General features: G+C 68.7%; 21 protein-coding genes. 9 read left to right on the top strand and 12 right to left on the bottom strand.

Annotated elements, in window-relative coordinates; genetic code table 11:
* Positions 1-48: 48 nt before the first annotated feature.
* Together ACWGCN_RS15160 and ACWGCN_RS15155 are read left to right on the top strand one after the other, a co-directional pair.
* Positions 49-402: a YciI family protein gene (locus ACWGCN_RS15160; RefSeq protein WP_387442819.1), complete on the top strand. Its 354-nt coding sequence runs from the start codon at positions 49-51 to the stop codon at positions 400-402.
* A complete protein-coding gene (locus ACWGCN_RS15155; RefSeq protein ID WP_452457818.1) occupies positions 399-1,646 on the top strand; it encodes an RNA polymerase sigma factor in 1,248 nt (415 codons plus the stop codon). Before ACWGCN_RS15160 ends, ACWGCN_RS15155 begins: the two co-directional genes overlap by 4 nt.
* Positions 1,647-1,667: 21 nt before the next feature.
* Here ACWGCN_RS15155 and ACWGCN_RS15150 read toward each other — a convergent pair whose 3' ends face one another.
* On the bottom strand, positions 1,668-2,489 hold the full coding sequence (locus ACWGCN_RS15150) for a siderophore-interacting protein (protein WP_387442815.1): 822 nt from the start codon (positions 2,487-2,489) through the stop codon (positions 1,668-1,670).
* A 76-nt stretch (positions 2,490-2,565) separates the two neighbouring features.
* Positions 2,566-3,735, bottom strand: a complete 1,170-nt coding sequence (locus ACWGCN_RS15145; protein ID WP_379312458.1) for a phosphotransferase family protein — start codon at positions 3,733-3,735, stop codon at positions 2,566-2,568.
* A 193-nt stretch (positions 3,736-3,928) separates the two neighbouring features.
* Here ACWGCN_RS15145 and ACWGCN_RS15140 point away from each other — a divergent pair, with 193 nt between their 5' ends.
* Positions 3,929-4,939 carry a hypothetical protein gene (locus tag ACWGCN_RS15140; protein ID WP_452457817.1) on the top strand — a complete coding sequence of 337 codons (1,011 nt, stop codon included), beginning with the start codon at positions 3,929-3,931 and terminating at the stop codon, positions 4,937-4,939.
* A gap of 2 nt (positions 4,940-4,941) precedes the next feature.
* On the opposite strand, the gene ACWGCN_RS15135 is transcribed toward ACWGCN_RS15140, so the two are convergent.
* Positions 4,942-5,910, bottom strand: coding sequence for a DUF389 domain-containing protein (locus tag ACWGCN_RS15135; protein WP_449966075.1), 969 nt, complete (start codon positions 5,908-5,910; stop codon positions 4,942-4,944).
* Between the two features lie 75 nt (positions 5,911-5,985).
* The gene (gene aspS, locus ACWGCN_RS15130; RefSeq protein WP_452457816.1) at positions 5,986-7,800 is read right to left on the bottom strand and encodes an aspartate--tRNA ligase; all 1,815 of its coding nucleotides are present in this window, start codon (positions 7,798-7,800) and stop codon (positions 5,986-5,988) included.
* A 209-nt stretch (positions 7,801-8,009) separates the two neighbouring features.
* Between aspS and ypfJ the strand changes: the two genes are divergently transcribed.
* Positions 8,010-8,936 (top strand): KPN_02809 family neutral zinc metallopeptidase, encoded by a 927-nt coding sequence (gene ypfJ / locus ACWGCN_RS15125; protein WP_378989006.1) that lies wholly within the window; start codon positions 8,010-8,012, stop codon positions 8,934-8,936.
* Between the two features lie 48 nt (positions 8,937-8,984).
* Positions 8,985-9,479 carry a hypothetical protein gene (locus ACWGCN_RS15120; RefSeq protein ID WP_378989005.1) on the top strand — a complete coding sequence of 165 codons (495 nt, stop codon included), beginning with the start codon at positions 8,985-8,987 and terminating at the stop codon, positions 9,477-9,479.
* 58 nt (positions 9,480-9,537) lie between these two features.
* Here the strand turns inward: ACWGCN_RS15120 and ACWGCN_RS15115 are convergent, their stop codons facing one another.
* Together ACWGCN_RS15115 and ACWGCN_RS15110 are read right to left on the bottom strand one after the other, a co-directional pair.
* Positions 9,538-11,163, bottom strand: a complete 1,626-nt coding sequence (locus ACWGCN_RS15115) for a hypothetical protein (protein ID WP_452529040.1) — start codon at positions 11,161-11,163, stop codon at positions 9,538-9,540.
* A complete protein-coding gene (locus ACWGCN_RS15110; RefSeq protein ID WP_378945397.1) occupies positions 11,160-11,477 on the bottom strand; it encodes a type VII secretion target in 318 nt (105 codons plus the stop codon). The genes ACWGCN_RS15115 and ACWGCN_RS15110 overlap by 4 nt, the downstream gene beginning before the upstream one ends.
* A gap of 193 nt (positions 11,478-11,670) precedes the next feature.
* Here ACWGCN_RS15110 and ACWGCN_RS15105 point away from each other — a divergent pair, with 193 nt between their 5' ends.
* Both ACWGCN_RS15105 and ACWGCN_RS15100 read left to right on the top strand, forming a co-directional pair.
* Positions 11,671-12,645: an NAD-dependent epimerase/dehydratase family protein gene (locus tag ACWGCN_RS15105; protein ID WP_452460400.1), complete on the top strand. Its 975-nt coding sequence runs from the start codon at positions 11,671-11,673 to the stop codon at positions 12,643-12,645.
* Between the two features lie 31 nt (positions 12,646-12,676).
* Complete coding sequence (locus tag ACWGCN_RS15100) at positions 12,677-13,690, top strand: Rv2578c family radical SAM protein (protein ID WP_452460401.1); 1,014 nt, start codon at positions 12,677-12,679, stop codon at positions 13,688-13,690.
* A gap of 42 nt (positions 13,691-13,732) precedes the next feature.
* Here the strand turns inward: ACWGCN_RS15100 and ACWGCN_RS15095 are convergent, their stop codons facing one another.
* Both ACWGCN_RS15095 and hisS read right to left on the bottom strand, forming a co-directional pair.
* Positions 13,733-14,380, bottom strand: a complete 648-nt coding sequence (locus tag ACWGCN_RS15095) for a hypothetical protein (RefSeq protein WP_449966087.1) — start codon at positions 14,378-14,380, stop codon at positions 13,733-13,735.
* A gap of 108 nt (positions 14,381-14,488) precedes the next feature.
* Entirely contained in the window at positions 14,489-15,763 is a 1,275-nt protein-coding gene (gene hisS / locus ACWGCN_RS15090; RefSeq protein ID WP_379315761.1) for a histidine--tRNA ligase, read from the bottom strand.
* Positions 15,764-15,848: 85 nt separating this feature from the next.
* Here hisS and ACWGCN_RS15085 point away from each other — a divergent pair, with 85 nt between their 5' ends.
* Both ACWGCN_RS15085 and ACWGCN_RS15080 read left to right on the top strand, forming a co-directional pair.
* Entirely contained in the window at positions 15,849-16,745 is an 897-nt protein-coding gene (locus tag ACWGCN_RS15085) for a peptidylprolyl isomerase (RefSeq protein WP_452460402.1), read from the top strand.
* Positions 16,746-16,985: 240 nt separating this feature from the next.
* Positions 16,986-17,540 (top strand): hypothetical protein, encoded by a 555-nt coding sequence (locus ACWGCN_RS15080; protein ID WP_452459208.1) that lies wholly within the window; start codon positions 16,986-16,988, stop codon positions 17,538-17,540.
* 60 nt (positions 17,541-17,600) lie between these two features.
* Here the strand turns inward: ACWGCN_RS15080 and ACWGCN_RS15075 are convergent, their stop codons facing one another.
* From ACWGCN_RS15075 to ACWGCN_RS15060, 4 genes are read right to left on the bottom strand one after another with little or no spacing between them, the layout of a single operon-like run.
* On the bottom strand, positions 17,601-18,026 hold the full coding sequence (locus tag ACWGCN_RS15075) for a DUF4913 domain-containing protein (RefSeq protein WP_378626947.1): 426 nt from the start codon (positions 18,024-18,026) through the stop codon (positions 17,601-17,603).
* A complete protein-coding gene (locus ACWGCN_RS15070) occupies positions 18,023-19,849 on the bottom strand; it encodes a type IV secretory system conjugative DNA transfer family protein (RefSeq protein ID WP_387442797.1) in 1,827 nt (608 codons plus the stop codon). Before ACWGCN_RS15070 ends, ACWGCN_RS15075 begins: the two co-directional genes overlap by 4 nt.
* Positions 19,850-19,880: 31 nt before the next feature.
* The gene (locus ACWGCN_RS15065; RefSeq protein WP_452459207.1) at positions 19,881-20,447 is read right to left on the bottom strand and encodes a hypothetical protein; all 567 of its coding nucleotides are present in this window, start codon (positions 20,445-20,447) and stop codon (positions 19,881-19,883) included.
* A complete protein-coding gene (locus tag ACWGCN_RS15060; protein ID WP_452459206.1) occupies positions 20,444-22,099 on the bottom strand; it encodes a peptidoglycan DD-metalloendopeptidase family protein in 1,656 nt (551 codons plus the stop codon). Before ACWGCN_RS15060 ends, ACWGCN_RS15065 begins: the two co-directional genes overlap by 4 nt.
* Positions 22,100-22,113: the final 14 nt, after the last annotated feature.

The raw sequence follows: 22,113 nt of genomic DNA, 5'->3' as shown, positions 1-22,113 counted from the left end.
AGTACGGCACCCGACGAGCGGGCAGCCCCACACCCGAAGGAGCACATCATGAGCCAGTACCTGGTCCTGATCTACGGCGACGAAGCCGCCTACGCCGCGTACTCCCCCGCTGAGTTCGACGACATGCTCGCCGCGCATCGCACCTTCCAGCAGATCGCCGGTGATGCCAATCTCGGTGGGCAGGCGTTGCAGCCCACCGCGACCGCCACCACGATCCGTCACGACGCCAACGGCGAGGTCGTCATCACCGACGGGCCGTTCGCCGAGGCGAAGGAAGCGCTCGGCGGCTACTACTTGCTGGAGGCGCCCGACCTGGATGCCGCGATCGCGATCGCCGCGCGGGTGCCTGCCCCCACCGGTGGCGTCGAGGTTCGCCCGATCCAGGTCTACCCGCAGTCGTGACCACGGTGGCGGCCGCGGCCGTCGAGCAGGCGCACCGTCGTGAATGGGCCTTCGTGCTCGCCGCGACGGTGCGGCTGGTCCGCGATTTCGACCTCGCCGAGGAATGCGTCCAGGATGCCTACGCGACGGCCCTCACCGTCTGGGCGAGCGACGGCGTCCCGGCCAAGCCCGGCGCCTGGCTGACGACGGTCGCGCGACGCCGGGGCCTCGACCTGCTCCGTCGCGACAGCACCTTCCGGCGGGCGCTGCCCCAGCTCGTCGTCGACGAGCCGGTCGCCGACACCGCCGATCTGGCGCTGGCCGACCTGGACGACCCGGCGATCCCCGACGACCGGTTGCGGCTGATCAGCACCTGCTGTCACCCCGCGCTCGCACCGCAGGCACAGGTCGCGCTGACTCTGCGGCTGGTCTGCGGTGTCACCACCGCCGAGGTGGCTCGCGCGTTCCTGGTGAGCGAGTCGACGATGGCCGCGCGCATCACCCGAGCCAAGAAGAAGATCGCGGTCGCGGCCATTCCGTATCGGGTGCCCTCGGTGCGGGAACTGCCGCAGCGGCTCGATTCCATCTGCGCGGTGATCCATCTGCTGTTCACCACCGGCCATACCGCGCCGGCGGGTGAGGTGCTGGTCCGTGCCGATCTCGTCGATCGGTCGCTGCAGTTGGCCAGGATGATGCACGCGCTGGTTCCCGACGACCCGTCCGTGACCGGGCTGCTGGCGCTGATCCTGCTCACCGACGCCCGCCGGGCAGCGCGCGTCGACGACGACGGCAATCTGTGCACGCTCGAACACCAGGACCGCGGGCGCTGGGATCACGCGGCCATCGCCGAGGGCATCGCGCTGGTGAAACACGCTCTGCCACATACCGACCGGTATACCTTGCAGGCCGCGATCGCCGCGGTCCACGACGAGGCACCCACGTGGGCCGACACCGACTGGCGAGAGATCATCGGCCTGTATCGGCTGTTGCTGCGCGATTCCGCGTCGCCGGTCGCGCTGCTCAATCACGCCATCGCGGTCGGCCTGGCCGGCGATCCGGCGCAGGCGCTGGCCTTACTACATCCGCTCGGCGCGGAACCGGCGCTGGCGACCTACGGCTATCTCGACGCCGCCCGCGCCGCTTTCCTCACCGATCTCGGACGTACCGAGGAGGCGATCGCCGCCTACGAGTCGGCGCTGCTGCTCACCGACAACGCGGTCGAACGTGCCCATCTGCGTGACAAACTCGTCGCGCTGACGAGCTGACCGGCACCGGGGAACTCCGGATCAGGCGCCTTCGGCGGCCAGCTCCCGCTTCCACTCGCGGAAGCCCTCCTCGGTGCGGCCGCGCCGCCAGTACCCCGAGATCGAGACCCATTTCGGCGCGACGTCACGTTCCTTGCGCAGGTAGGGACGCAGCTGACGCATCACGGCCTCGGCCTCCCCGTGTACGAACGCGTGGACCTGTCCCGGCAGCCACTCGGCCGCGCGCACCGCGGCCACCAGTGGTGAGTGGGCCCCGGCGAGGTCGTCGGTGATCCGGTCCGAGGACACCCCGCGATGCACCCACTGCAGGCGCAGGTCGGCGGGCGAGTCGAGGGCGATCTCGTCTTCGGTGCCGCCCACTTCGACGAACACCAGGGCGGGCACACCGGCGGGTAGCGCCTCGAGCGCGGCCGCGATGGCCGGCAGCGCCGACTCGTCGCCGGCGAACAGGTACCAGTCGGCCGCCGGGTCGGGCGCGAACGCACCGCCGGGTCCGTTCAACCAGAACCGCGCGCCCGGCTCCACCGAGCGCGCCCATGGCCCGGCGATGCCCTCGTCGCCGTGCACCACGAAGTCGATGCTGATCTCGCGTCGCTGCGGATCGAAGGACCGCACGGTGTAGGTGCGCAGCACGGGCTGGCTCTCCGGGCCGAGCGTCGCGCGCACAGTGTCGAGATCGAACGGCTCGGGGTAGTCGACGCCGGGCACCGGAAAGATCAACTTCACGTAGGCATCGGTGAACCCGTTAGGGCTGAATCCGTCCGAGACCGTGCCGACCACCCGCACCAGGTGCGGGGTCAACCACTGCTTGCGGACGACTGTGACGGTGACCGGTATCGGCACGGCTGCTCCCAACTCCTCAGATCCCTGCCGACGGTACCCGTGTCGCGCCGGGAAATGGGGAGCCCGCTCGGCCGCGCTACTCCGACCAGCGCTCTTCGAGCATCGCCGAGACCTGTTCGGCGAAGTCGCCGACCGCGTCGTCGCCGGTCATCCTCGCGTCCTCGGCCAGCGCCGACCACCGGTTGATCAGCGCCTCCGAGCGCGGCACCGACAGCCCGTGCTCACGCGCGGTGGCGATGCGGGCGTGGTCGGCGGGCAGGAACCAGTACGTCGACAGCCAGACCCAGATCAGCCGGGCCTCGAGGATTCGTTCGGCCAGGACGGTGTCGTCGGCCAACGACGGCCATACACCGACCACGGCCGAACGCCAGGCCTCGACCATCTCCTTGGCACGGCTGCGCGAGAGTTCGAAATCGCACAGGCAGCCGGGGAAGGAGACCAGCGCGTAGGCGATGTCGAGGGTGGCGTCGCGGAAACCGCCCCACTCGTAGTCGAGGAACCGCGCGCCTTCCTCGTTCATGATCACGTTGTCGGGACACAGGTCCGACGGGCTGAACGCGCGGTAGCGGCCGCCGGTGAACAGACGGTTGCCGTGCACGATGCGCTCGGCGATCTCCCCGGGCACCTCGACGCCGAACTCGGCTTCGAGCAGACCTGGAACCTCGGCGATGGCAGCCTGCGCCTGCTGGGCGATCCCGTCGACGCGATGCGCCGAGTCGACCCGGCGCATCAGGGCGACGAAGTCGGGTTCGCGGCCGACGGTCGCGGCGTGCATCCGGCCGAGCGCCTGAGCGAACGCCATCAGCGAGTTGCGGGTGCCCGGCTCGACACGCGCCTGCAGCACCGAGGTGAGTAAGGCGTTCTCGCCGAGGTCCGACAGCACGAGGAGCCGGTCGGGAACGCTGTGGGCGATCAGGAAGGCTCCGGGGCGCTGTTCGCGACTCAGCGCGGTGGTGAACTGGTAGGACACCGCCTCGCGCAGGAACGCGGCGTCGATGCTGGCGACGCCGGGCGCCAGACCACCGATGCGGCGGTCAGGACTGGAACCGCGCACCTGCTTCACGATCAGGGTGCGCGGCAACGAAAATGCGTTTTCCGCAACACGCACGCGTAGGACTGTCGTCCTACCACTGCCGCTGAGCTCCATCGGATCACTCAGCTTTACCGGAGCACCCATTCGCTTTGTGAGCAACTGTTGTGCTGCGGACACGACGTCGGCGGCGCGTTCGGCCAATAGTGCGGTCATCGCCTCTCAAGCTACTCGTACCCGGTCACTTCTAGCGAGCGGTTGGACAACCTTTCCGCGTCGCTCGGCGTGTTGGCGCCGAGGTTGCGCGTGTGTGCCTGTTCGCTTGACACATCAGCCGGTCGTCGGGTTTTCTCATCGTGAACTGCTGTGCGCCACACCGCAAACCGGTTGAGTCGAAAGGTCTATCACAGTGACCGACACTCCGTACGCCGCATCGAGCGATTCGCCGGGCGGGTCGCCTGTTCCGGGCGGTGGCGGACAGTTCGCCGGCCCCACGGGCAGACATGAGGGCACCGGGCAGCCACCGGCTCCCGGTCCGGGACCGAGCAGGCACGGAATGGCCGGTGGCGCAGGCTATCCGCAATTCGAGGGACCCGGCGCCGCCCAGTACGGGCAGGAGCCGGTCGAGCCGCCGCCACCGATTGCCGGACGCGGCGGGCCTACACCGCAGTACGGGCCCGCGGGCACGGGCTCCGGTTACGCCGTCCCCCAGGCAAAACCGGAGAATCCGGTATACCCCGCATCCGGCGTGTCGCAGGGCGGTGCCGGGCAGACGCCCGGTTACTACCATTCGGGAGCACAAGCCCTCGATATCGGCCGTTCGCTGAGCTACGGCTGGGAACGATTCCGGGCCAATCCGGGTCCGTGGCTCGGCGTCACCGCGGTGGGCGTGCTGATCTATCTCGGCTTCGTCGCCGTGGTCCAGATCGTCGAGCCGACGTCGCCGTTCAGCGTGCTGTTGCTGTTCTTGATGGTGATCGTCGCACTGTGGCTGCTGCAGGCGGCGATGGTGCGCGGCGCGCTCTACGAAACCGACGGGTATCCACCGGCTTTCGGGTCCTACTTCCGGTTCGTGAACGCGGGCAATGTCCTGCTCACCTCGCTGCTCGCCTTCACCGTCACGCTGCTCGCCTCGACGCTGTGCCTGCTGCCCGGCATCGTCGCCGGGTTCCTGTGCATGTTCTCGATACACTTCGTGATCGACCAGGACTACGGTCCGGTGGAAGCGATCAAGGCGAGCGCGCAACTGGTGCTGGCGAACCTGTGGGCGGCGCTGCTGCTGGCGCTCACCATCACGCTGGTCACCCTCGTCGGCGCGATACTGTGCGGGCTCGGCCTGTTCGTCGCGGGGCCGGTATGCGTCATCGCGGTCACCTACTCCTACCGGATGCTGACGGCGGGACCGGTCGCCCGCGTCTGAGGTCAGCGGTCGAGCGCGGACCGCATGCCGATGGCCCGCTTGAATCGCCCGAGCGGACCGTCCGTGTCCCCCGCCCGGGGTCGCAACTCGAGCACGATCACCCCGGCCACGACGATGCCGAGCAGGTTCACCGCGAGCTGACCGACCGATTCGAACGCGCGATGCCACTGACCGATCGTCGCCGCCACCACCGCGTAGCCCGCGGCGGGCACGGTGGTGACCGAGATGAACACCCCGATCAGGGCCGCCGACTTCGCGGTGACCAGCGACAGCATCCCGGCCGCACCGGCGAGTAGGGCCACGACCAGCGAGAACGGCCCCACCTCGTAGATGAAGTCGACATTGTGCGCGTCGATGACACCCTTGGTGGTGATCCAGCCCAGCTGCTGCCACACCAGGGTCGCGCCGAGCGTGATCACCATCGCCACCGGGAAGGCCACGGCAAGCGCGAGTACCGAACGCCGGGCCAGCCGCCAGTTACGGCGAACCAGTGCGACCGACAGCGCTGCCAGCGGCCCGAACTCCGGACCCACCACCATCGCGCCGACGATGGTGACCGGCGAGTTGGTCGCCACACCGATCGAGGCCAGCAGACAGGCGATCGTCAGAAACGCCACAAAGGTGGCGTTGAGCGAGGATTCCTCGTGCGTCTCCTTGAGCAACTGCTCCCAGACGACCGCGTCGCTCGGGTCGCCCGGCGCCGCGTGGACCGCGCGATCGGCGGCGTCGGACAGCACCGCCGTGATCGGTTCCAGCGTGATCCCGCCGGTATGAACGATGCCGAGCGCCTTCACATCGGCGAGAACCTTGTTGCCCGCCTCGCGCGCCACATCGGCCTGGACCAGATCGCCCGGCGGGTCGAGGGCGATCCCGCGCGCCACCGTCAGATGAGTGACACCGGCGTCCTCCTCGAGCACCCGCACCAGGGCGTCGGTCTGCTCGGGCGGGCTGATCACTCGCAGATGTAGCACCCGGTGTCCTCCTGATCGGTCCCGCCGTCGCGATCGGGAACTGACCAGAAGGTACCGGGCTACCTCCGATGACCGCTATTTCTCGGCCGCAACAACTTTCGGCGCGTCGGCGGCGTCGCCCTTGCCCTTGGCCTCGGGCTTGGCGTCGATGCCCGCTTCCTTGCGCTGCTGCGCGGTGATCTGCGCGGGTGCGTCGGTGAGCGGGTCGACGCCGCCACCGGTCTTCGGGAACGCGATCACCTCGCGGATCGAGTCCTCGCCCGCCAGCAGCGCGGTGATGCGGTCCCAGCCGAAGGCGATGCCGCCCATGGGCGGGGCGCCGTAGGAGAAGGCGTCGAGTAGGAAGCCGAACTTCTCCTGCGCCTCGTCGTGGTCGATGCCCATCACCTTGAACACGCGTTCCTGCACGTCGCGGCGGTGGATACGGATGGAACCGCCGCCGATCTCGTTGCCGTTGCAGACGATGTCGTAGGCGTAGGCCAGCGCCGCACCGGGGTCGGTGTCGAAGGTGTCGATCGACTCCGGCTTGGGCGAGGTGAACGCGTGGTGCACCGCGGTCCAGGCCGAGTAGCCGAGGGCCACGTCGCCGCTGGCGGTGGCGTCGGCGGTCGGCTCGAACATCGGGGCGTCGACGATCCAGACGAAGGCCCAGGCGTTCGGGTCGATGAGGTCGCACTTGCGGGCGATCTCGCCGCGCGCGGCACCGAGCAGAGCACGCTGTGCCTTGGTGGGGCCTGCCGCGAAGAACACGCAGTCGCCGGGTTCGGCGCCGACATGCTTGGCCAGGCCTTCACGTTCGGCATCGGTCAGGTTCTTGGCGACCGGGCCGCCGAGGGTGCCGTCTTCGTTGATCAGGATGTACGCGAGGCCCTTGGCGCCGCGCTGCTTCGCCCAGTCCTGCCACGCGTCGAGCTGGCGCCGAGGCTGGCTCGCACCACCCGGCATCACGACCGCGCCGACGTACTCCGCCTGGAACACCCGGAAGGGGGTGTCCTTGAAGTACTCGGCGCATTCGGTGATCTCGATCCCGAAGCGCAGGTCGGGCTTGTCGGAGCCGTAGCGCCGCATCGCCTCCGCGTAGGTCATGTGCGGGATCGGGGTGACGATCTCGTGGCCGACCAGCTTCCACAGCGAGGTCAGAATGTCCTCGGCCAGCAGGATCACGTCTTCCTGGCGCACGAAGCTCATCTCGATGTCGAGCTGGGTGAACTCGGGCTGGCGGTCGGCGCGGAAGTCCTCGTCGCGGTAGCAGCGCGCGATCTGGTAGTACCGCTCGATGCCGCCGACCATCAGCAGCTGCTTGAACAGCTGCGGGCTCTGCGGCAGGGCGTAGAAGCTACCCGGCTGCAAGCGCGCGGGAACCAGGAAGTCGCGGGCACCCTCGGGAGTCGAACGGGTGAGCGTGGGGGTCTCGACCTCGACGAAGTCGTGGTTGGCCAGCACGTCGCGAGCCGCGGCGTTGACCTTGGAGCGCAGGCGGATGGCGTGGCCGGGGCCTTCGCGGCGCAGGTCCAGGTAGCGGTACTTGAGGCGGGCCTCGTCGCCGGGGGTCTCGTCGAGCTGGAACGGCAGCGGCGCGCTCTCGTTGAGCACGACCAGTTCCTTGGCGTCGACCTCGATCTGCCCCGTCGGCAGCTCCGGGTTCTCGTTGCCGTCGGGACGCCGTTCCACCACACCGGTGACCTGCACACAGTATTCCGCGCGCAGCTTGTGGGCCTGCTCGGCCGCCTCGCCCTCGCGGAAAACCACCTGCGAGACGCCCGAGGCGTCGCGCAGATCGATGAAGGTCACACCACCGTGGTCACGACGCCTCGCCACCCAGCCGGTGAGGGTGACGGTCTGACCGGCGTGCTCGCCTCGCAGCGAACCAGCCAAGTGGGTGCGCAGCACGGTATTCCTTTCGACAGACTTTCACGGACTTGTCGCACCGGCGCAGATGACCGTGTGCACTGCCATCGTAGTGAGACACGGTGCCCGGATGAAAACCGATATCTTCCTCACCGTGTCAAGCTTGTGACACCTGTCCGCCGTCGCCGCTCCCGCCGACGGTGAATCGCGCTGTGAGACAGCTGGACAACCGAGCGAAGGCGAGTACCGCGATGACCTTCAACGAAGGTATGCAGATCGATCCCGGCCGGGCGTCGTCGGGCGGCGGACCCGGCATGGGCGGCAAACTCGCTCTCGGCGGCGGCGCGGGCGGTCTGATCCTGTTGGTGATCACGTTGCTCCTCGGCGGCGATCCGGGGACAGTGCTCGGCAACTTCACCGGCGCGCAGAGCGGGCAGCAGGCACAGCCGGGGACCGCGGGAACGCCGACCCACTGCAAGACCGGCGCCGATGCGAACAAGTACGTCGACTGCCGGGTGGTGGCCACCGCGCAGAGCCTGGACGCGGTGTGGTCGGTGCAGCTACCCAAGCAGACCGGCAAGCAGTACGTGGAGCCCGAACTGGTGCTGTTCACCGGCGGCGTGAGCACCGGCTGCGGCAACGCCACCAGTGATGTCGGCCCGTTCTACTGCCCCGCCGACCAGACCGCCTACTTCGACACCGCCTTCTTCCAGGAACTCACCGACCGCTTCGGCGCGAGCGCGGGACCGCTGGCGCAGGAGTACGTGGTCGCGCACGAGGTCGGCCACCACATCCAGAACCAGCTCGGCGACATCGGCAAGGCTCAGCGTGATCCGCAGGGTGCGACCTCGGGCGCGGTCCGCACCGAGCTGCAGGCCGACTGCTACGCCGGTATCTGGGCCAACTTCGCCGACAAGCAGCCCTCGCCGGGCGGTGGACAGCCCTTCCTGAAACCCCTGTCCGACAATGACATTCGCGATGCGCTGTCGGCCGCCAATGCCGTGGGTGACGACCGTATCCAGCGCTCGGCCGGTCGCGGTGTCAATCCCGAGTCGTGGACCCACGGATCCTCCGAACAGCGGCAGAAGTGGTTCCTCACCGGCTACCGGACCGGGTCGGTGCAGGCGTGCGACACCTATTCCGCGCGTGACCTCGACAACCCGCCCGGGATACGCTGACGCCTCGAACGCGAAACCCACGCACTGTCTTTCGATCGAGGGGAACCCATGCGCCCGACCATGACCGGACTGCTCGTCTGCGCTCTCGCCCTGAGCGGCGCGAGCGCACTCGCCCATGCCGATCCGGCGCCACTACCGTTGGTGAGCCTGACCACGATCCCCGACGGCTGGTCGCAGCGCACCGACCTGCGTCCGGTCCTGCAGGTGTTCGCCGACGGCAAGGCCGTGCACATGCCCGACGCGGTGAGCAAGGACCGTAAACCCGAGACCGCACCCAAGCAGGTGACCGGAAAGGTTGCCGCCGACGTGATCGAGGCCGCGCGCGAGGAGATCAACGCACTGAAGGACACCGACTTCGGGATGCCGGCGGGCGACAACCGCGGCACCCAGATCATCGACCTGATGCCCGACGACCCGGCCGACGAAGCGCACCTGGTGATCTATTCCCCCGATGCGTCCGATGGCCTCAACCCGGAGCAGAAGGCCGCGCGCAAGCGCTTCACCGACCTCTACAAGAAGCTGGTCGACGCCTTCAAGAGCTGATCGTTCGACACCGAACCGCAAGGGGCTCGCCGGTTTTCACCGGCGAGCCCCTTGCCGGTCAGAACCGATCCGCGGTCGCGTCCGCTTCGCGTTCGTCCTCGTGGACGGCACCGATCACGTCGGGCGTGGATTCGCCCAGCGGACCGGTGAGATCGTCGTTGCCGGTGCGGCTCTGGTAGGGCTGCACGGTACGACCGTGTTCTTCCTCGTTGTTGCCACGGCCCGCACCCGCTCCCGCGCCACCGCCGCCCATCATGCCGGAGGTACCGCTGGTACCGGCGGCCGTGGTGGTGCCGGAGCCCATCACCGTGCTGATCGGCCGGCCCGACGCCGGAACCGCCGCACCCGGCACGGCCGCGGTGGACTTCGGAGTGCCCGAGCTCGGAGTGCCGCCGGTGCTGCCCGCCGAGCCGCCGGCGCCGCCGCGCGCGGTACCGAGCGCGCCGAGCGAGGCGCCGGATCCACCGCCGCTGCCACCGGTACCGACACTCGACGGTGAAGTCGAGCCAGGAGTAGTGGTACCCGCCGTGGTGCTCGCGGCGGTGGTAGACGAATCGCCGCCGCCGGTCAGAGCCTCCTCCGCCTGGGTGAGCAGCGGTTCGCCGATGTTCTCCGAAGCCGCGGAGAGAACTTCCTCGGGCGAGGGCAGGCCGCTCTGGCTGGCCAGCTGCCCGACGACGCCGCTGAGCTCGCCGGTGTACCCCATCAACTGCCCACGGGTGACGTTGACGACCGACACCGCCTCACCGAGATGCGAAGTGGCCAAGCCGATCAGGGTGGCCTGGGTCGGCGGCAGCATGATCGTCGGCGCGAGCGCGGTGGCCTGGGCCGCGAAGGTGGTGGCGATCGTGGTGAGCTGGGCGTTGCCGGTCTGGACGACGGCAGCGGCCTGCTGGGTGAGCGCGGAGATATCGATGCCGCGCTGGCTGGTGTCCTGCCCCTGTGTCTGCGCCTGCTGGCTGGCGGTGGTCGCCGCGTCGGCGGACTGCCCCTCCCACACCTGCTGAACGGTCTTCACGCCGCCTTGGGCCAGAGTCATCGCCTGCTCGATGACCGCCGAGGAATTGCTCAGGATCGAGGTCGGGTCCAGCGAGCCGAAAACGCCGGTACCGAAGCTGCTGAGCAGATCGAGGAACGGCTGGAACAGGGTGTCGATGCCGGGCAGTGCGGGCAGCGACAGGCCGCTCATCAGCGCGGCCACCGGATCTTCGGTCAGGGTCGTCGCGGCGGCCGACGTGCTCGCGCCGGCGGTGCTCGACGCGCCCGCACCCGAGGTGCCGGTGAGTGCGGACTTGGCCTGGTCGAACGCGGTCAGCGCGGCGGCCGACGCGGGCGCGGCGACCTGAGCGACCGTCCCCTGCAAGCCGCTCAGCGCGGACGACGCGTCGTCCGCGACGCCGGACAGGATGTCCTGGGGCTCTACGCCGGTGCCGAGGCCGCCGAGCCCACCCAGTCCGGCGGGCGACATGCTGCCGTTCTGGGCTTCGTCGGTGATCTTCTGCGCGAGGGTGAAGACCGCTTCCTCGTCGGTCGCCACATCCTCGGGCACCTGCATGAGCGGGACGTCCAGGATCGCCTGCGAATCGAGGGGTACCGCACCCATCACCGACGCCGTCGCGGCATCGGCGGCGGCCATCGCGGCATCGGGAGCGATGACGCCCGCGTCCGAACTCAGCGGCTTCACAGGCCGGCGGCCTGACGGGCGAGTTGGGCGGCATTGTCGATATCGGTGGTCTCGAAGGTCACCGACGACTTGAAGGCCGCGTCGGAGAGCGAGCTGAACTTCGCCGACAGGTCGTTGATGTCCTTGGCCTGCAACGCTTGCGCGGCCGCGAACATCGCCAGGTAGTCGGCGCCGATGAGGCCGAACACGGGCGTCGCCGCCGACACGCTGGCAACCAGGTCGATATTGCCCGCCGCGGCGACCTGTGCCGCCACCCCGCCATTGGTCGCCGCGAACGCGGCGACTTCTTCGGTTTGCACCGAGAGATCGGTCATGCGAAATCCCCCCAACTCGTCGTGAAAAGTCTGCACTACAGAAGCGAGCGACGGACGCGAAACTCCCGACGCGACCACCCAACTGCGATTGGCGCCAAATATAGCCGAACTCCCCGGCAGTTTTCGAGTCGTGCCACCCCCGATCTGCGTGATCCACTATCAAAACTAGAACATGTTCTATATCCTCGGCCTCATGAAGGTCGCAGTGACCGGCGCAGCCGGCTACCTCGGTACCAACTTGATCCCTCTGCTCGTCGAGCGCGGCCACGAGGTCGTCGCGATCGACCGCGTCGCCCCGGCTACCGCCGATCCGGCCGTCACCTGGGTCGAAGGCGATGTGCTCGACCCGGCGTCGATGCGTGCGGCGCTGGCGGGCACCGAGGTGGTCTACCACCTCGTCGCGCTGATCACCCTCGCCGAACGCAACGATCTGGCGTGGCGGGTGAACACCGAGGGCGTGCGCGTCACCGCCGAGGCGGCGCTGGAATCGGGCGTGCGCCGGTTCGTCCACACCAGCTCTATCCACGCTTTCGACCAGTACCGCGCGGGCGGACACATCGACGAGACCTCCGGCCGCTCAGACGATCCCGGTTTGCCCGTGTACGACCGGTCGAAGTGGTCCGGCGAACTGGCCTTGCGCCCGGTGATCGAGCGCGGACTCGACGCGGTGATCGTGAATCCGACCGGCGTCTACGGCCCGGTCGACCTCCCCGATCGCCTGTCCCGGCTGAACGTCATCGCCGCCCAGGCGATGCGCGGCCGGATTCCGGTGATGATCGGCGGCGGCTTCGACCTGGTCGACGTGCGCGACGTCGCCCAGGGCCTGGTCCTCGCGGGCGACAAGGGCCGCACCGGCGAGAACTACCTGCTCGGCGGCGAGATGACCACGATGATCGACTTCTGCCGGATGGCGGCGGCCCGCACCGGCGCCAAGGGCCCACGCTTCGCCATCCCGGCGAAGGTACTCGGCGCGACACTGCCGGTGCTCGAGCCGATCGGCAGGCGTTTCGGCTCCGACAGCCTGTCCAAAGCCGCACTGGGCGCACTGATCTCGGCGCCGGTTGTCGACCACGGCAAGGCCGAACGCGAACTCGGCTACCGCCCCCGCCCGACCATCGAGACCGTCAACGACCTCGTCGACTTCCTGCGGGCGTCGCGTCAGGCTTGACAGCCGTTCGAACAAATGTTCGACTCGTGGGGTGCGGTGGCAAGCTCAGACCCTGGACGCCGATGACGGCGCGCTGCCCGGCCTGACCAGGGCCGGGCTGGTCCGCTCCGTCCGCACCCCCGAGTTCGACGGCATCACCTTCCACGAGGTGCTGTGCAAGAGCGCGCTGAACAAGATGCCCGAGAGCTCCGCGCTGCCCTTCCGCTGGACGATCAACCCGATGCGTGGCTGCTCGCACGCCTGCCGCTACTGCTTCGCGCGCGGCAGCCACGAATATCTCGGCCTCGACGCGGGCGAGGATTTCGATTCCGAGATCGTGGTGAAGACCAATATCGCCGCGGTGCTGCGTCGCGAACTTCTGCGCCGGTCCTGGCAGCGCGAGGCGGTAGCGCTCGGCACCAACACCGACCCGTACCAACGCGCCGAGGGCCGATACCGCTTGATGCCCGGCATCATCGGCGCGCTCGCCGATTCGGGCACCCCCTTCTCCATCCTCACCAAGGGCCCGCTGCTGCGCCGCGATCTCCCCCTGCTCACCGAGGCGGCCCGGCACGTAGAGGTGAGCGTCGCGGTGTCGATCGCCATCCTCGATCCCGACCTGCATCACCGCCTCGAACCGGGCACCCCCGAACCGCGTGCCCGTCTCGACCTGGTCCGCGCGCTGGCCGACGCGGGCTTCACCGTCCATGTCATGGCCGCGCCGATCATCCCCTGTCTCACCGACAGCCGGGCCCACCTCGAGGCCCTGTTCGCCGCGATCGCCGACGCGGGCGCGGCCAGCGCCATGGCCTTCCCGATGCACCTGCGCGGTCCCACCCGAGACTGGTTCCTCACCTGGCTCGGTACCGAACACCCCGCGCTCATGCGCCGCTACCGCCAGCTCTACGCCCGCGGCGGCAACGTCACTCCCCTCTACCGCGACTGGCTACGCGACCGAGTGAATCCCCTCCTCGACCACCACGGCCTACGCCGAGTCCAAGGCCCCACTACGCCGGCCGCTCCCCCACCCACGCCGCAGGACGCGCAGCTCGCCCTCTTCGGCTGACCGCCGGACAGGCGGTCGGGCTACGACACCATCCCGCGACGCTCAACCGAGTGCGGCGACCTCGGAATCGGTGAGGACCACCGGTGAGACGCTGTCCTTGCTCCGCACCGACCGCACCGCGCGATACAGCGGACGTTCGCCGAGGCCGGCGTCGCGCGCCTCGGCACGCAACTGCTGCACGAGCACTTCCGAGATCGCGATGGCCGCGGCGAGTTCGCTGGCGGCGAGTGCGTCGGCGAGTTTGCGCAGGCCGAGCAGATGCAGTTCACGGCCGCTGCCCACGTCGGTGTACATCGCCAGCGGCACCAGTTGGGTGTCGCCGCCGGCGGTGACCCGCAAGACGATGCGGCTCAGGCGTGCGGGATACACCAGCAGTTGCACGCCGGTAGCGTGGGCGAGGTCGACCGTGTGTTCGCCGACCAGCCGGTGTGCGCGGATCACGGTGCCGCTCAACCACAGCCGCCGCCGCTGGAACGCGAAGACGTAACCGATGGTCGGGACAGCGACGGCCAGTCCGATCAGGATCGCGTACGGCCAGCTCAGCCAGACCGCCGACAGCAACGCCGCACCGACGCCCACGCCGAGCGCGGCCAGCGCGAGCCTGCGCAACATCGGCGCGAACACCTCGGGCGCCACCAGGTCGATTCCCACCGGTTCCGTCGCCGCCGGCTGCCCGGACTGCCCGTCCACGATTGCCTCTCCGCCCCCACCGGCCCGCCCGGCATGAGGCGCGGTCAGATTACCGCGCCCCACCGACCTCAGCAGCCGAGCGCGGCGCCCACCGCGGAGTACGCGGCCTCAGCGACCGAGCTCCGCGCGCAGCACCGCCACGACGCCGTCGAGCGGGACGGACCGCTGTTCACCGGTTGCCATCTCCTTGACGCCGATCGTGTTCTCGGCGAGATCGCGATCGCCGAGCACAAGGGTGTACTTCGCCCCCGAACGGTCGGCGCCCTTCATCGCACCCTTCATCCCGCGTCCGCCATAGGCCAGGTCGACGCTGATGTCGGCGGCACGCAGTTCACCGGCCAGCGCGACCAGCTTCGCCTTGGCCGCGTCGCCGAGCGCGACGCCGTACACCTGGCAGCGCGCCGGATCGGCCGCCGACTTGCCCTCGGCAGCGAGTGCCAGCACCGTCCGGTCGACCCCGATGCCGAAACCGATGCCCGACAGCGGCTGACCGCCCAGTTCGGCCATCAGTCCGTCGTAGCGGCCACCGCCACCGATGCCCGACTGCGCACCGAGCTGGTCGTGCACGAATTCGAACGTGGTCTTGGTGTAGTAGTCCAGACCGCGCACCATGCGCGGGTTCACCACGTACGGCACGCCGAGCGCGTCGAGGTGTCCGAGAACCTGCTCGAAGTGCGCCTTCGCCGATTCCGAGAGGTGGTCGATCATCAGCGGTGCGTTCGCGGTCAGCTCGCGCACTTCGGGACGCTTGTCGTCGAGCACACGCAGCGGGTTGATCTCGGCGCGGCGCTGTGTCTCCTCGTCCAGGGGCAGCCCGCGCAGGAACTCCTGCAACAGTTCGCGGTACTGCGGGCGGCACGTCTCGTCACCGAGCGAGGTGATCTCGAGGCGGAATCCGTCCAGGCCCAGCGCGCGGAATCCGGCGTCGGCGATCGCGATGACCTCGGCGTCGAGGGCGGGGTCGTCGATGCCGATCGCCTCGATGCCGACCTGCTGCAACTGCCGGTAACGACCGGCCTGCGGGCGCTCGTACCGGAAGAACGGACCGGCGTAGCAGAGCTTCACCGGCAGCTGACCGCTCTTGTCCAGGCCGTGCTGGATCACCGCGCGCATCACGCCCGCGGTGCCTTCGGGACGCAGGGTGAAGCTCTCGCCGTTGCGGTCGGCGAAGGTCCACATCTCCTTGCTGACCACGTCGGTCGACTCGCCGACACCCCGTGCGAACAGGGCGGTCTGTTCGAATACCGGCAGCTCGACATGCCCGTACCCCGCGAGTCGGGCGGCGTGGATCAAGCCGTCGCGCACGGCGACGAACTCGGCCGAACCGGGCGGCAGGTAGTCGGGGACCCCCTTCGGGGCGGTGAAGCTGCTGGTCTTGGTCACGATGGTCCAGTTTTCCCCACGGGCGCCCCCCGCGTCCAACCGGTTACCCTCTAGACGAACCTGACGACACGGGAGGAACGCGGTAGTGCCGAGTAACGAACAGCGACGGGCGGCGGCCAAGCGCAAGCTGGAGCGCCAGCTGGCACGACGGGCCGAGCAGGAGAAGAAGCGCAAGCGCTTGACGATCGCGGGCTCGGTACTGGGTGTGATAGTCGTCGCGGCCGCCGCGACCGGCGTGTATTTCCTCACCAGGGGCGACGACAGCGAGTCGGTCAACGCCGAGTCGTCCTCGGCGGTGCCGACGACCCAGTTCGTCAACACTCCCCTCGACATCCCCGGCCCGCCGCCCCCCGCGGCCAAGCCCGCGACCGTCGACTGCAGCTACCCGGCGGGCCAGGAGCCTGCGGCCAAGCCCGTCACCGCGCCCACCACGACGTCGGTCGCCACCGACGGTCCCGAGGTGAAGGTGGCGATCGATTCCACCCAGGGCCCGATCGGGTTGTCGCTCAACAGCGCGCAGGCACCCTGCACGGTCAACTCGATAGTGAGCCTGGCCCAGCAGGGCTATTTCGACAAGACCAGCTGCCACCGCATCGTGGCCACGCCGGGCTTCGGCATCCTGCAGTGTGGTGACCCCGCAGCCACCGGTATGGGCGGCCCCGGCTACTCCTTCGACAACGAATACCCCACCGACCTGTTCCCCGCCGGTGACCCGGCGCTGCAGCAGCCGGTGAACTACAAGCGCGGCCTGGTCGCGATGGCCAACGCGGGTACCTCCCCGGAGGGCAAGGGCACCAACGGAAGCCAGTTCTTCCTGGTCTTCGGCGACACCCAGCTGCCGCCGAACTACACCATCTTCGGCACGATCGACGAGGCCGGCCTGGCCACCTTGGACAAGGTCGCGGGCGGCGGCGTCAAGGGTGGCGCGGAAGACGGCGGGCCGGCCATCCCGATCTCGTTCAACTCTGTCAAGGTGGGCTGACACCCGCTTTCCCAGGACAGAAACGGACCGGACACGCTGGCGTGTCCGGTCCGTTTCCGGTTTTCCCGCCCCGACGTGCGAAGAAGATCATCAGAGGCTAGGCAATCCTACGATTCATCCGCCTCATGCACCGCTCACCCGCATTTTCTCCGCTGTCGACCCGGCCCGCCGGACATCGCACCGTGTCCTTCGCGCGGTAGGCTCAGATGTCCACTTCCACAGCAGCATCGGGGAGCAGTCATGGCGGAACTCGACGACATCGGCAGCGAAACAGCATCCATGATGCGCACCATGCTGCAGATGGCCATCTTGGTCGCCGTCAAATCGCGGGAACACGGCCAGAAAGAGGCCGAGTCCCGGGCGAAGGCGATCGAGGCCAAGATGAAGGAAGCGCGCGAATTGCAGATCCGCGAGGCGCGTGATCTCAAGGCCAAGGATCCGCGCAATATCGAACTCGTGCAGATGATGTCGGTGGGGTCGCGCACGGTGGAATCGCGCGGTGTGGAGAACCGCGGAATCAACCTCAACAAGCCGGCGGGCTCCGCCTTCGCCGCGAACGCCGCGGCGACGCCGAGCGTCGGCTACGACTCGGCCGAGCGACGCTCGGCGATCGCGGCACATCTGCAGCGTGCCGGCGTCGCTCCGGAGCTCACCCAGGTTCGGATGCTGGTCGAAATGGGCCAAGGCATCTCGCCGGAAGAGGCGATCCGGTCCCGGGACACCGTGATGCGCGCGACCCTCGCGCGTCAGCGTGGGGAACGCGGGATCGAACGCGGGATCGAACGCGGTCGCTGACCCGACTCCGAATATGCTCGGATCCCCTTGCCTGGCAACGGGATCCGAGCATCCGTCCGGTCAGTCCGGTATGCGGCCTTTCTGCCAGAGCCGGTCGATGTCCGGACTGCCGAACATCTGCGCGTCCGCGCCCTCCGGTTTCTTGAGCGGCAGCGGTTCGAGCATCCCCTTGTGACCGTTGCGCACACTGCAGTACTTGAACGGCCCTTTCGGGTCGAACAGCTTGGTCATGTGCGGGTCCGCATGGTCGAGAAACCACACGCTGATACCGGTCCCGCCCTGCAGACGGTGATGCTCCCAGGCCTGCCACAGCGCGCTCAACCGGATCACGGCCTCGCTGTGGTGCCACCATTCCGGGCACCACACCGTGTCACTGATATCGGTGACCTGGCGCCGGTAGACCTGACTCAGGTACTCGGTGACGAACTCGTACACCCCCTGGTAGCCGTTCGTAATCTCCCCATTGGCGACATTGTCGTAGCTCACAGCGGCTTGACCTCCTCGACTTCACCCATCTCTTCCGGCGGAACAGATTTCGCTAGCGACGCAGACCCGAAAAGGTCTTCGATGCGGGTCTTGCGAGTCGGGTCGTTCTGCTCGATCGACCGCTTGACCGCGTCGGCGTACTCCGACTCCCACCACGGCACGGTCCGCACCAGGACCGCGGGCTGACCGGAGGTGAACACGACGGCACGACCGCGCGGTAGCGTCGCCAGGCCCTGCGCGGTGAAGGTCACCGAGGAGCTCAGCGAACGCGAGTAGCTCTTGCTGTTGCCCGACTGCGACATCGACGCGGAGATCGAGTCGTACTCGCCGATCGCCTCGGACCGGTCGCGCAGGAAGGCCATATCGTCGACTCCGCTGCCGAGAACCTTGATATTGGCGGCCGACCACAGCGCGCTCATCCCGGCCTCGCCCCAGCAACGCGCGCCCTGCGCCCACGACTGCAACACGGTCATCACCACGATGCCGCGCGACCCGAAGTGGCTGTACTGCTTGGGCAGATCCTTCCAGCGCACCACGTTGGCGGCCTCGTCGAGCACCGCGAGCAACGGGATCGGCAACCGGCCACCCGACGAGCGCGAGGCCTTACGCATGGCCACATCGATGACCGCCTCGGTGAGCGCGCTCACCAGCGGTGCGGCCGAACCGCGCCCCTCGAGCGACAGGCAGTACAGCGTGCCGTTGCGTTCGATGAACTCCAGTTCGTCGAACTGGGGACGGACGCCGTCGGCCGGGGTGATCCACGGGTGCACATTGGACAGCTGCAAGCAGCGAATCATCTTCTTCGCGGTACCGAAGATGCCGCTCCTGGTGCGCTCGTCGGCATTGTACTGCATGGCGAGGCCGGACGCGGTGAAGTGGTGTTCGGCGCCGCGCAGGTGTTCGATCGCCTCGGTGTTCTGCGGATTCGTCACCCATTCCCACACCTGGGTGATCGGTTTGCCCGCGATCGCGGCCGCGAGGAAGAACGCGGCGAGCAGGTCTTCGGCCTCAGGATCGAAGAAGTTGTCGCCGTCGTCGGCGCTGCCGCCGGTCTCGGCGTCGGCGAAATGTCCCGCGAGCCGAGCCGCGCGCATCTCACACCCCTCGGTGCGGAAGTTGACCCAGCTCAGCGGATCCCAGAACCAGGTCGGTCGTTCACCGGCGACGCCTTGTGGATCGAACACGAATGTGCGACTGCCCTTGGCTTCCTGCACATCACGGGTCGCGTCGACCACGTCACGCTTGTTCGACGTCGCCAGCACGGGCCCGATCGCGGAGAGGATCGCCGGAATGACCCGCGAGGTGGATTTGCCCTGTCGCGGGCCCCAGATGTCGAGATGCAGGTCTTCGTAGGAGCCGTAGAGCGAGGTGCCGTCGGCGACAGCGATGCCGATCGGCACACCGGGTGAGTCGTTGGTGCCCAGCTTCATCCCCAGAGCTGCCGCCTTCTCCCTGACTCCGGCCTCGGTGATCGACGCGATCGCGCTACCGCTGCCCATGTGGTCGGCCTTGTCGTCGACCGCCAACCGCCCCACACCCGCACGCTTCTTCAACCGCTTGCGGATCACCACATACGCGATGGCCGACGCGATCACCAACAGCACGATCACCGTCGACGCACGCGGCCAGTGCAGCTTGCCCCGCGCCAGATCGGCGACCACCGCGATCGGGTTGATCGGAATGGTCTGCGGCACAACCGCCAGCGCGTTGCCCAGGTGCAGGGCGACGGCGAGAGTGATCAGCGCCGCGAACCCGAACATGATCATGATCAGCGTTGTGTCGGGTCCGACCGCGGCCGGATCCGTCACCTTCTTCTTCGCCACGGGTGCCTCCTTGTGTGGACGTGGTGGGTGGTCAGCGGAACGCGTCGAGGCGCCAGCCCTGCGGGGTCTGCACCACCGTCGCGATGACGGTGCTCGGCGATAGCTCTTCGGTGCGGCCGTTCGGGTAGACGACCGTTTGTTCGATGCCGATCTTGTACTGCGCCACCGTGGGATCGGCGCTCGCGGGCGCCGGCTCCCCCGAGGCGAAGGTGAACGCCTCCACGCGCGCTTTCGCCTTGGCCCAGTCGGCCCACTGCAGCGACGGTTTCGGAGTCGCGGTGGCCCCGATCGAACTGTCCAGCATACGTATCATGCTGGGCCCCAGCCATTCTCGCGCGCGCTGCAGCGAGGATCCGGGTTGCTCGGTCGCGGGGTACCAGGTGTAGACCTCGCGCAGCGCGACCACCGCGACACCGTCGGGAGTCGTCGGGTCGACCGCGGCTTCGAGCAGACGCGTGGTGGAAGTCGCCTCGGGACGCGTCGGCTCGGCATCACCACTGCACGCCGGAACCGAGAGCAGGACTGCCACGAGCATCACCGCCGGGGTTGTGCGGATTCGTGTTCTCTCCCACCAGGTTATCGCTGGTCGCGTGGTCACAACACCCTCCTCGCCCGTGCGTCGCCGGGCACCGCCACCTCGGCGACACCCCCGCCACCGCGGTTGCTCGTCGGCGGCACCGACTGGATCAGCCGACCGTTGCCCGCGTAGATCCCGACCTGCGTCGGGCCCTGCCGTCCGAACCCGCTGAACACCAGATCACCGGCGACGGCCTTCGCGATCGGGACCTCCCGCCCGGCCTCCCATTGCTGTTCGGCGGTGCGTGGCAACGTGACCGCGCCCGAGGATGCGGCGAACACCGCCGCGGCGGTCAGTCCCGGCCCGTCGAATCCGCCACCGCTCGGCCCCTGTACGCCGCCGCCGCCCCACACATACGGTGTGCCGAGCCAGTCGTGGGCGGCCTCGACGATCTGCTCGCCGTCGCTGCCCTGCCCGGGGGTGAACCGGCCTTGCGCGCCGGGCGCGCGGTACTGGGGTTCCATCGACAAGATGTTGGTGACGTAGGGCCTGGTCTCGGAATAGTGCGCCGCATACTGATTGGGCATCCCCCCGGAGGCCAGCACCGCGCCCTCACCGGCGTTGTACCCGGCCAGGGTGAGGGCGGCCAGGTCGCCCGACACGCGCCCCGCGGCCATCCAGCCCGCGATCTTGTGGGCGATCGAGCACATGTAGCGGGCCTGTCCGATGATCGCGTCACCGTCGTCCCACACGCTGGCGGACCCGTTGCCGTCGGCGTCGATGACGTAGGGCTGACCGTCCTCGGGATTGATGCCCGCCGCCGTGCCCGGCAGGAACTGGGCCAGGCCCTGGGCGCCCGCGGGCGAGGTGAGCCCCCGCCGGAATCCCGACTCCTGCTTGGCCTGCGCGGCCAGCAGCGACGAGGAGATCTCCGGGCATACCGTCCCCGCGCGGCGATACCAGATCTCGAGTTCGGCGGGTACCTTCCCGTCGGCCAATGCCCCACCGGCGCTGCCGAATCCGCGCACACAGTTCGGATCGCTCGAAAATGCCCGCGCGCCACCGACATCCGGGGTCGGCGCGCCGTCGAGCCACGGCATCGGGTCGATCTGACGACCGCCGGTGAACCGGCCGCCGGGCACGATCTCGAAATGCAGGTGCGGACCGCTCGATTCGCCCGCGGACCCGACCATCCCGATCGGCTGACCCGCGGTCACCGTCTGGCCGGTGCGCACCTTGACGCCGGCGTCCCACATGTGGCCGTACACCGCGGAGTAGGCGCGACCGTTGGTGTCGACGGAATCGACGACGATCCAGTTGCCGAACCCGGAAGCGGGACCGGCGGCGACGACCCTGCCGTCGGACACCGAGTAGATCGTGGTGCCGTCGGTGGCGGCCATGTCGATGCCCTTGTGATCGCCGCCGCGCGAACCGAACACATCGGAGATGGTGAACGTTCCGATCTCCAGCGGCAACGTGCGGCGCAGCGGACCCACACCCGCGGCCAGCACCGGTGTTCCGGTGACCGCCGGATTCGATGTCGGCGCGGCAGCACTGGTCGCGCCCGCGCGATTGTCCCCACCGAGTTCGGGCAGCGTCGGCACGGACGATCCGACCAGCACATCGCCGGTCTCGCAGGTCTCATCCGAGGACGGCAGCACGATCACCAGCACCAGGGCCACCAACCCGACGACCGAGCCGAACACCGTCATCATCATCGTGCGGACGTTCACCGGCCGCCTCCCCG

Source organism: Nocardia sp. NPDC055050, from assembly GCF_053608345.1.
The sequence above is the reverse complement of the archived record's forward strand: the minus strand, read 5'-3'. Positions and strand labels throughout refer to the sequence as shown.

Bases quoted from the DNA above. Each gene is read 5' to 3' on its own strand.
- ACWGCN_RS15160 (WP_387442819.1), top strand. From the start codon at position 49: ATGAGCCAGTACCTGGTCCTGATCTACGGCGACGAAGCCGCCTACGCC.
- ACWGCN_RS15145 (WP_379312458.1), bottom strand. From the start codon at position 3,735: ATGACCGCACTATTGGCCGAACGCGCCGCCGACGTCGTGTCCGCAGCA.
- ypfJ (WP_378989006.1), top strand. From the start codon at position 8,010: ATGACCTTCAACGAAGGTATGCAGATCGATCCCGGCCGGGCGTCGTCG.
- ACWGCN_RS15110 (WP_378945397.1), bottom strand. From the start codon at position 11,477: ATGACCGATCTCTCGGTGCAAACCGAAGAAGTCGCCGCGTTCGCGGCG.
- ACWGCN_RS15105 (WP_452460400.1), top strand. From the start codon at position 11,671: ATGAAGGTCGCAGTGACCGGCGCAGCCGGCTACCTCGGTACCAACTTG.
- ACWGCN_RS15120 (WP_378989005.1), top strand. From the start codon at position 8,985: ATGCGCCCGACCATGACCGGACTGCTCGTCTGCGCTCTCGCCCTGAGC.
- ACWGCN_RS15080 (WP_452459208.1), top strand. From the start codon at position 16,986: ATGGCGGAACTCGACGACATCGGCAGCGAAACAGCATCCATGATGCGC.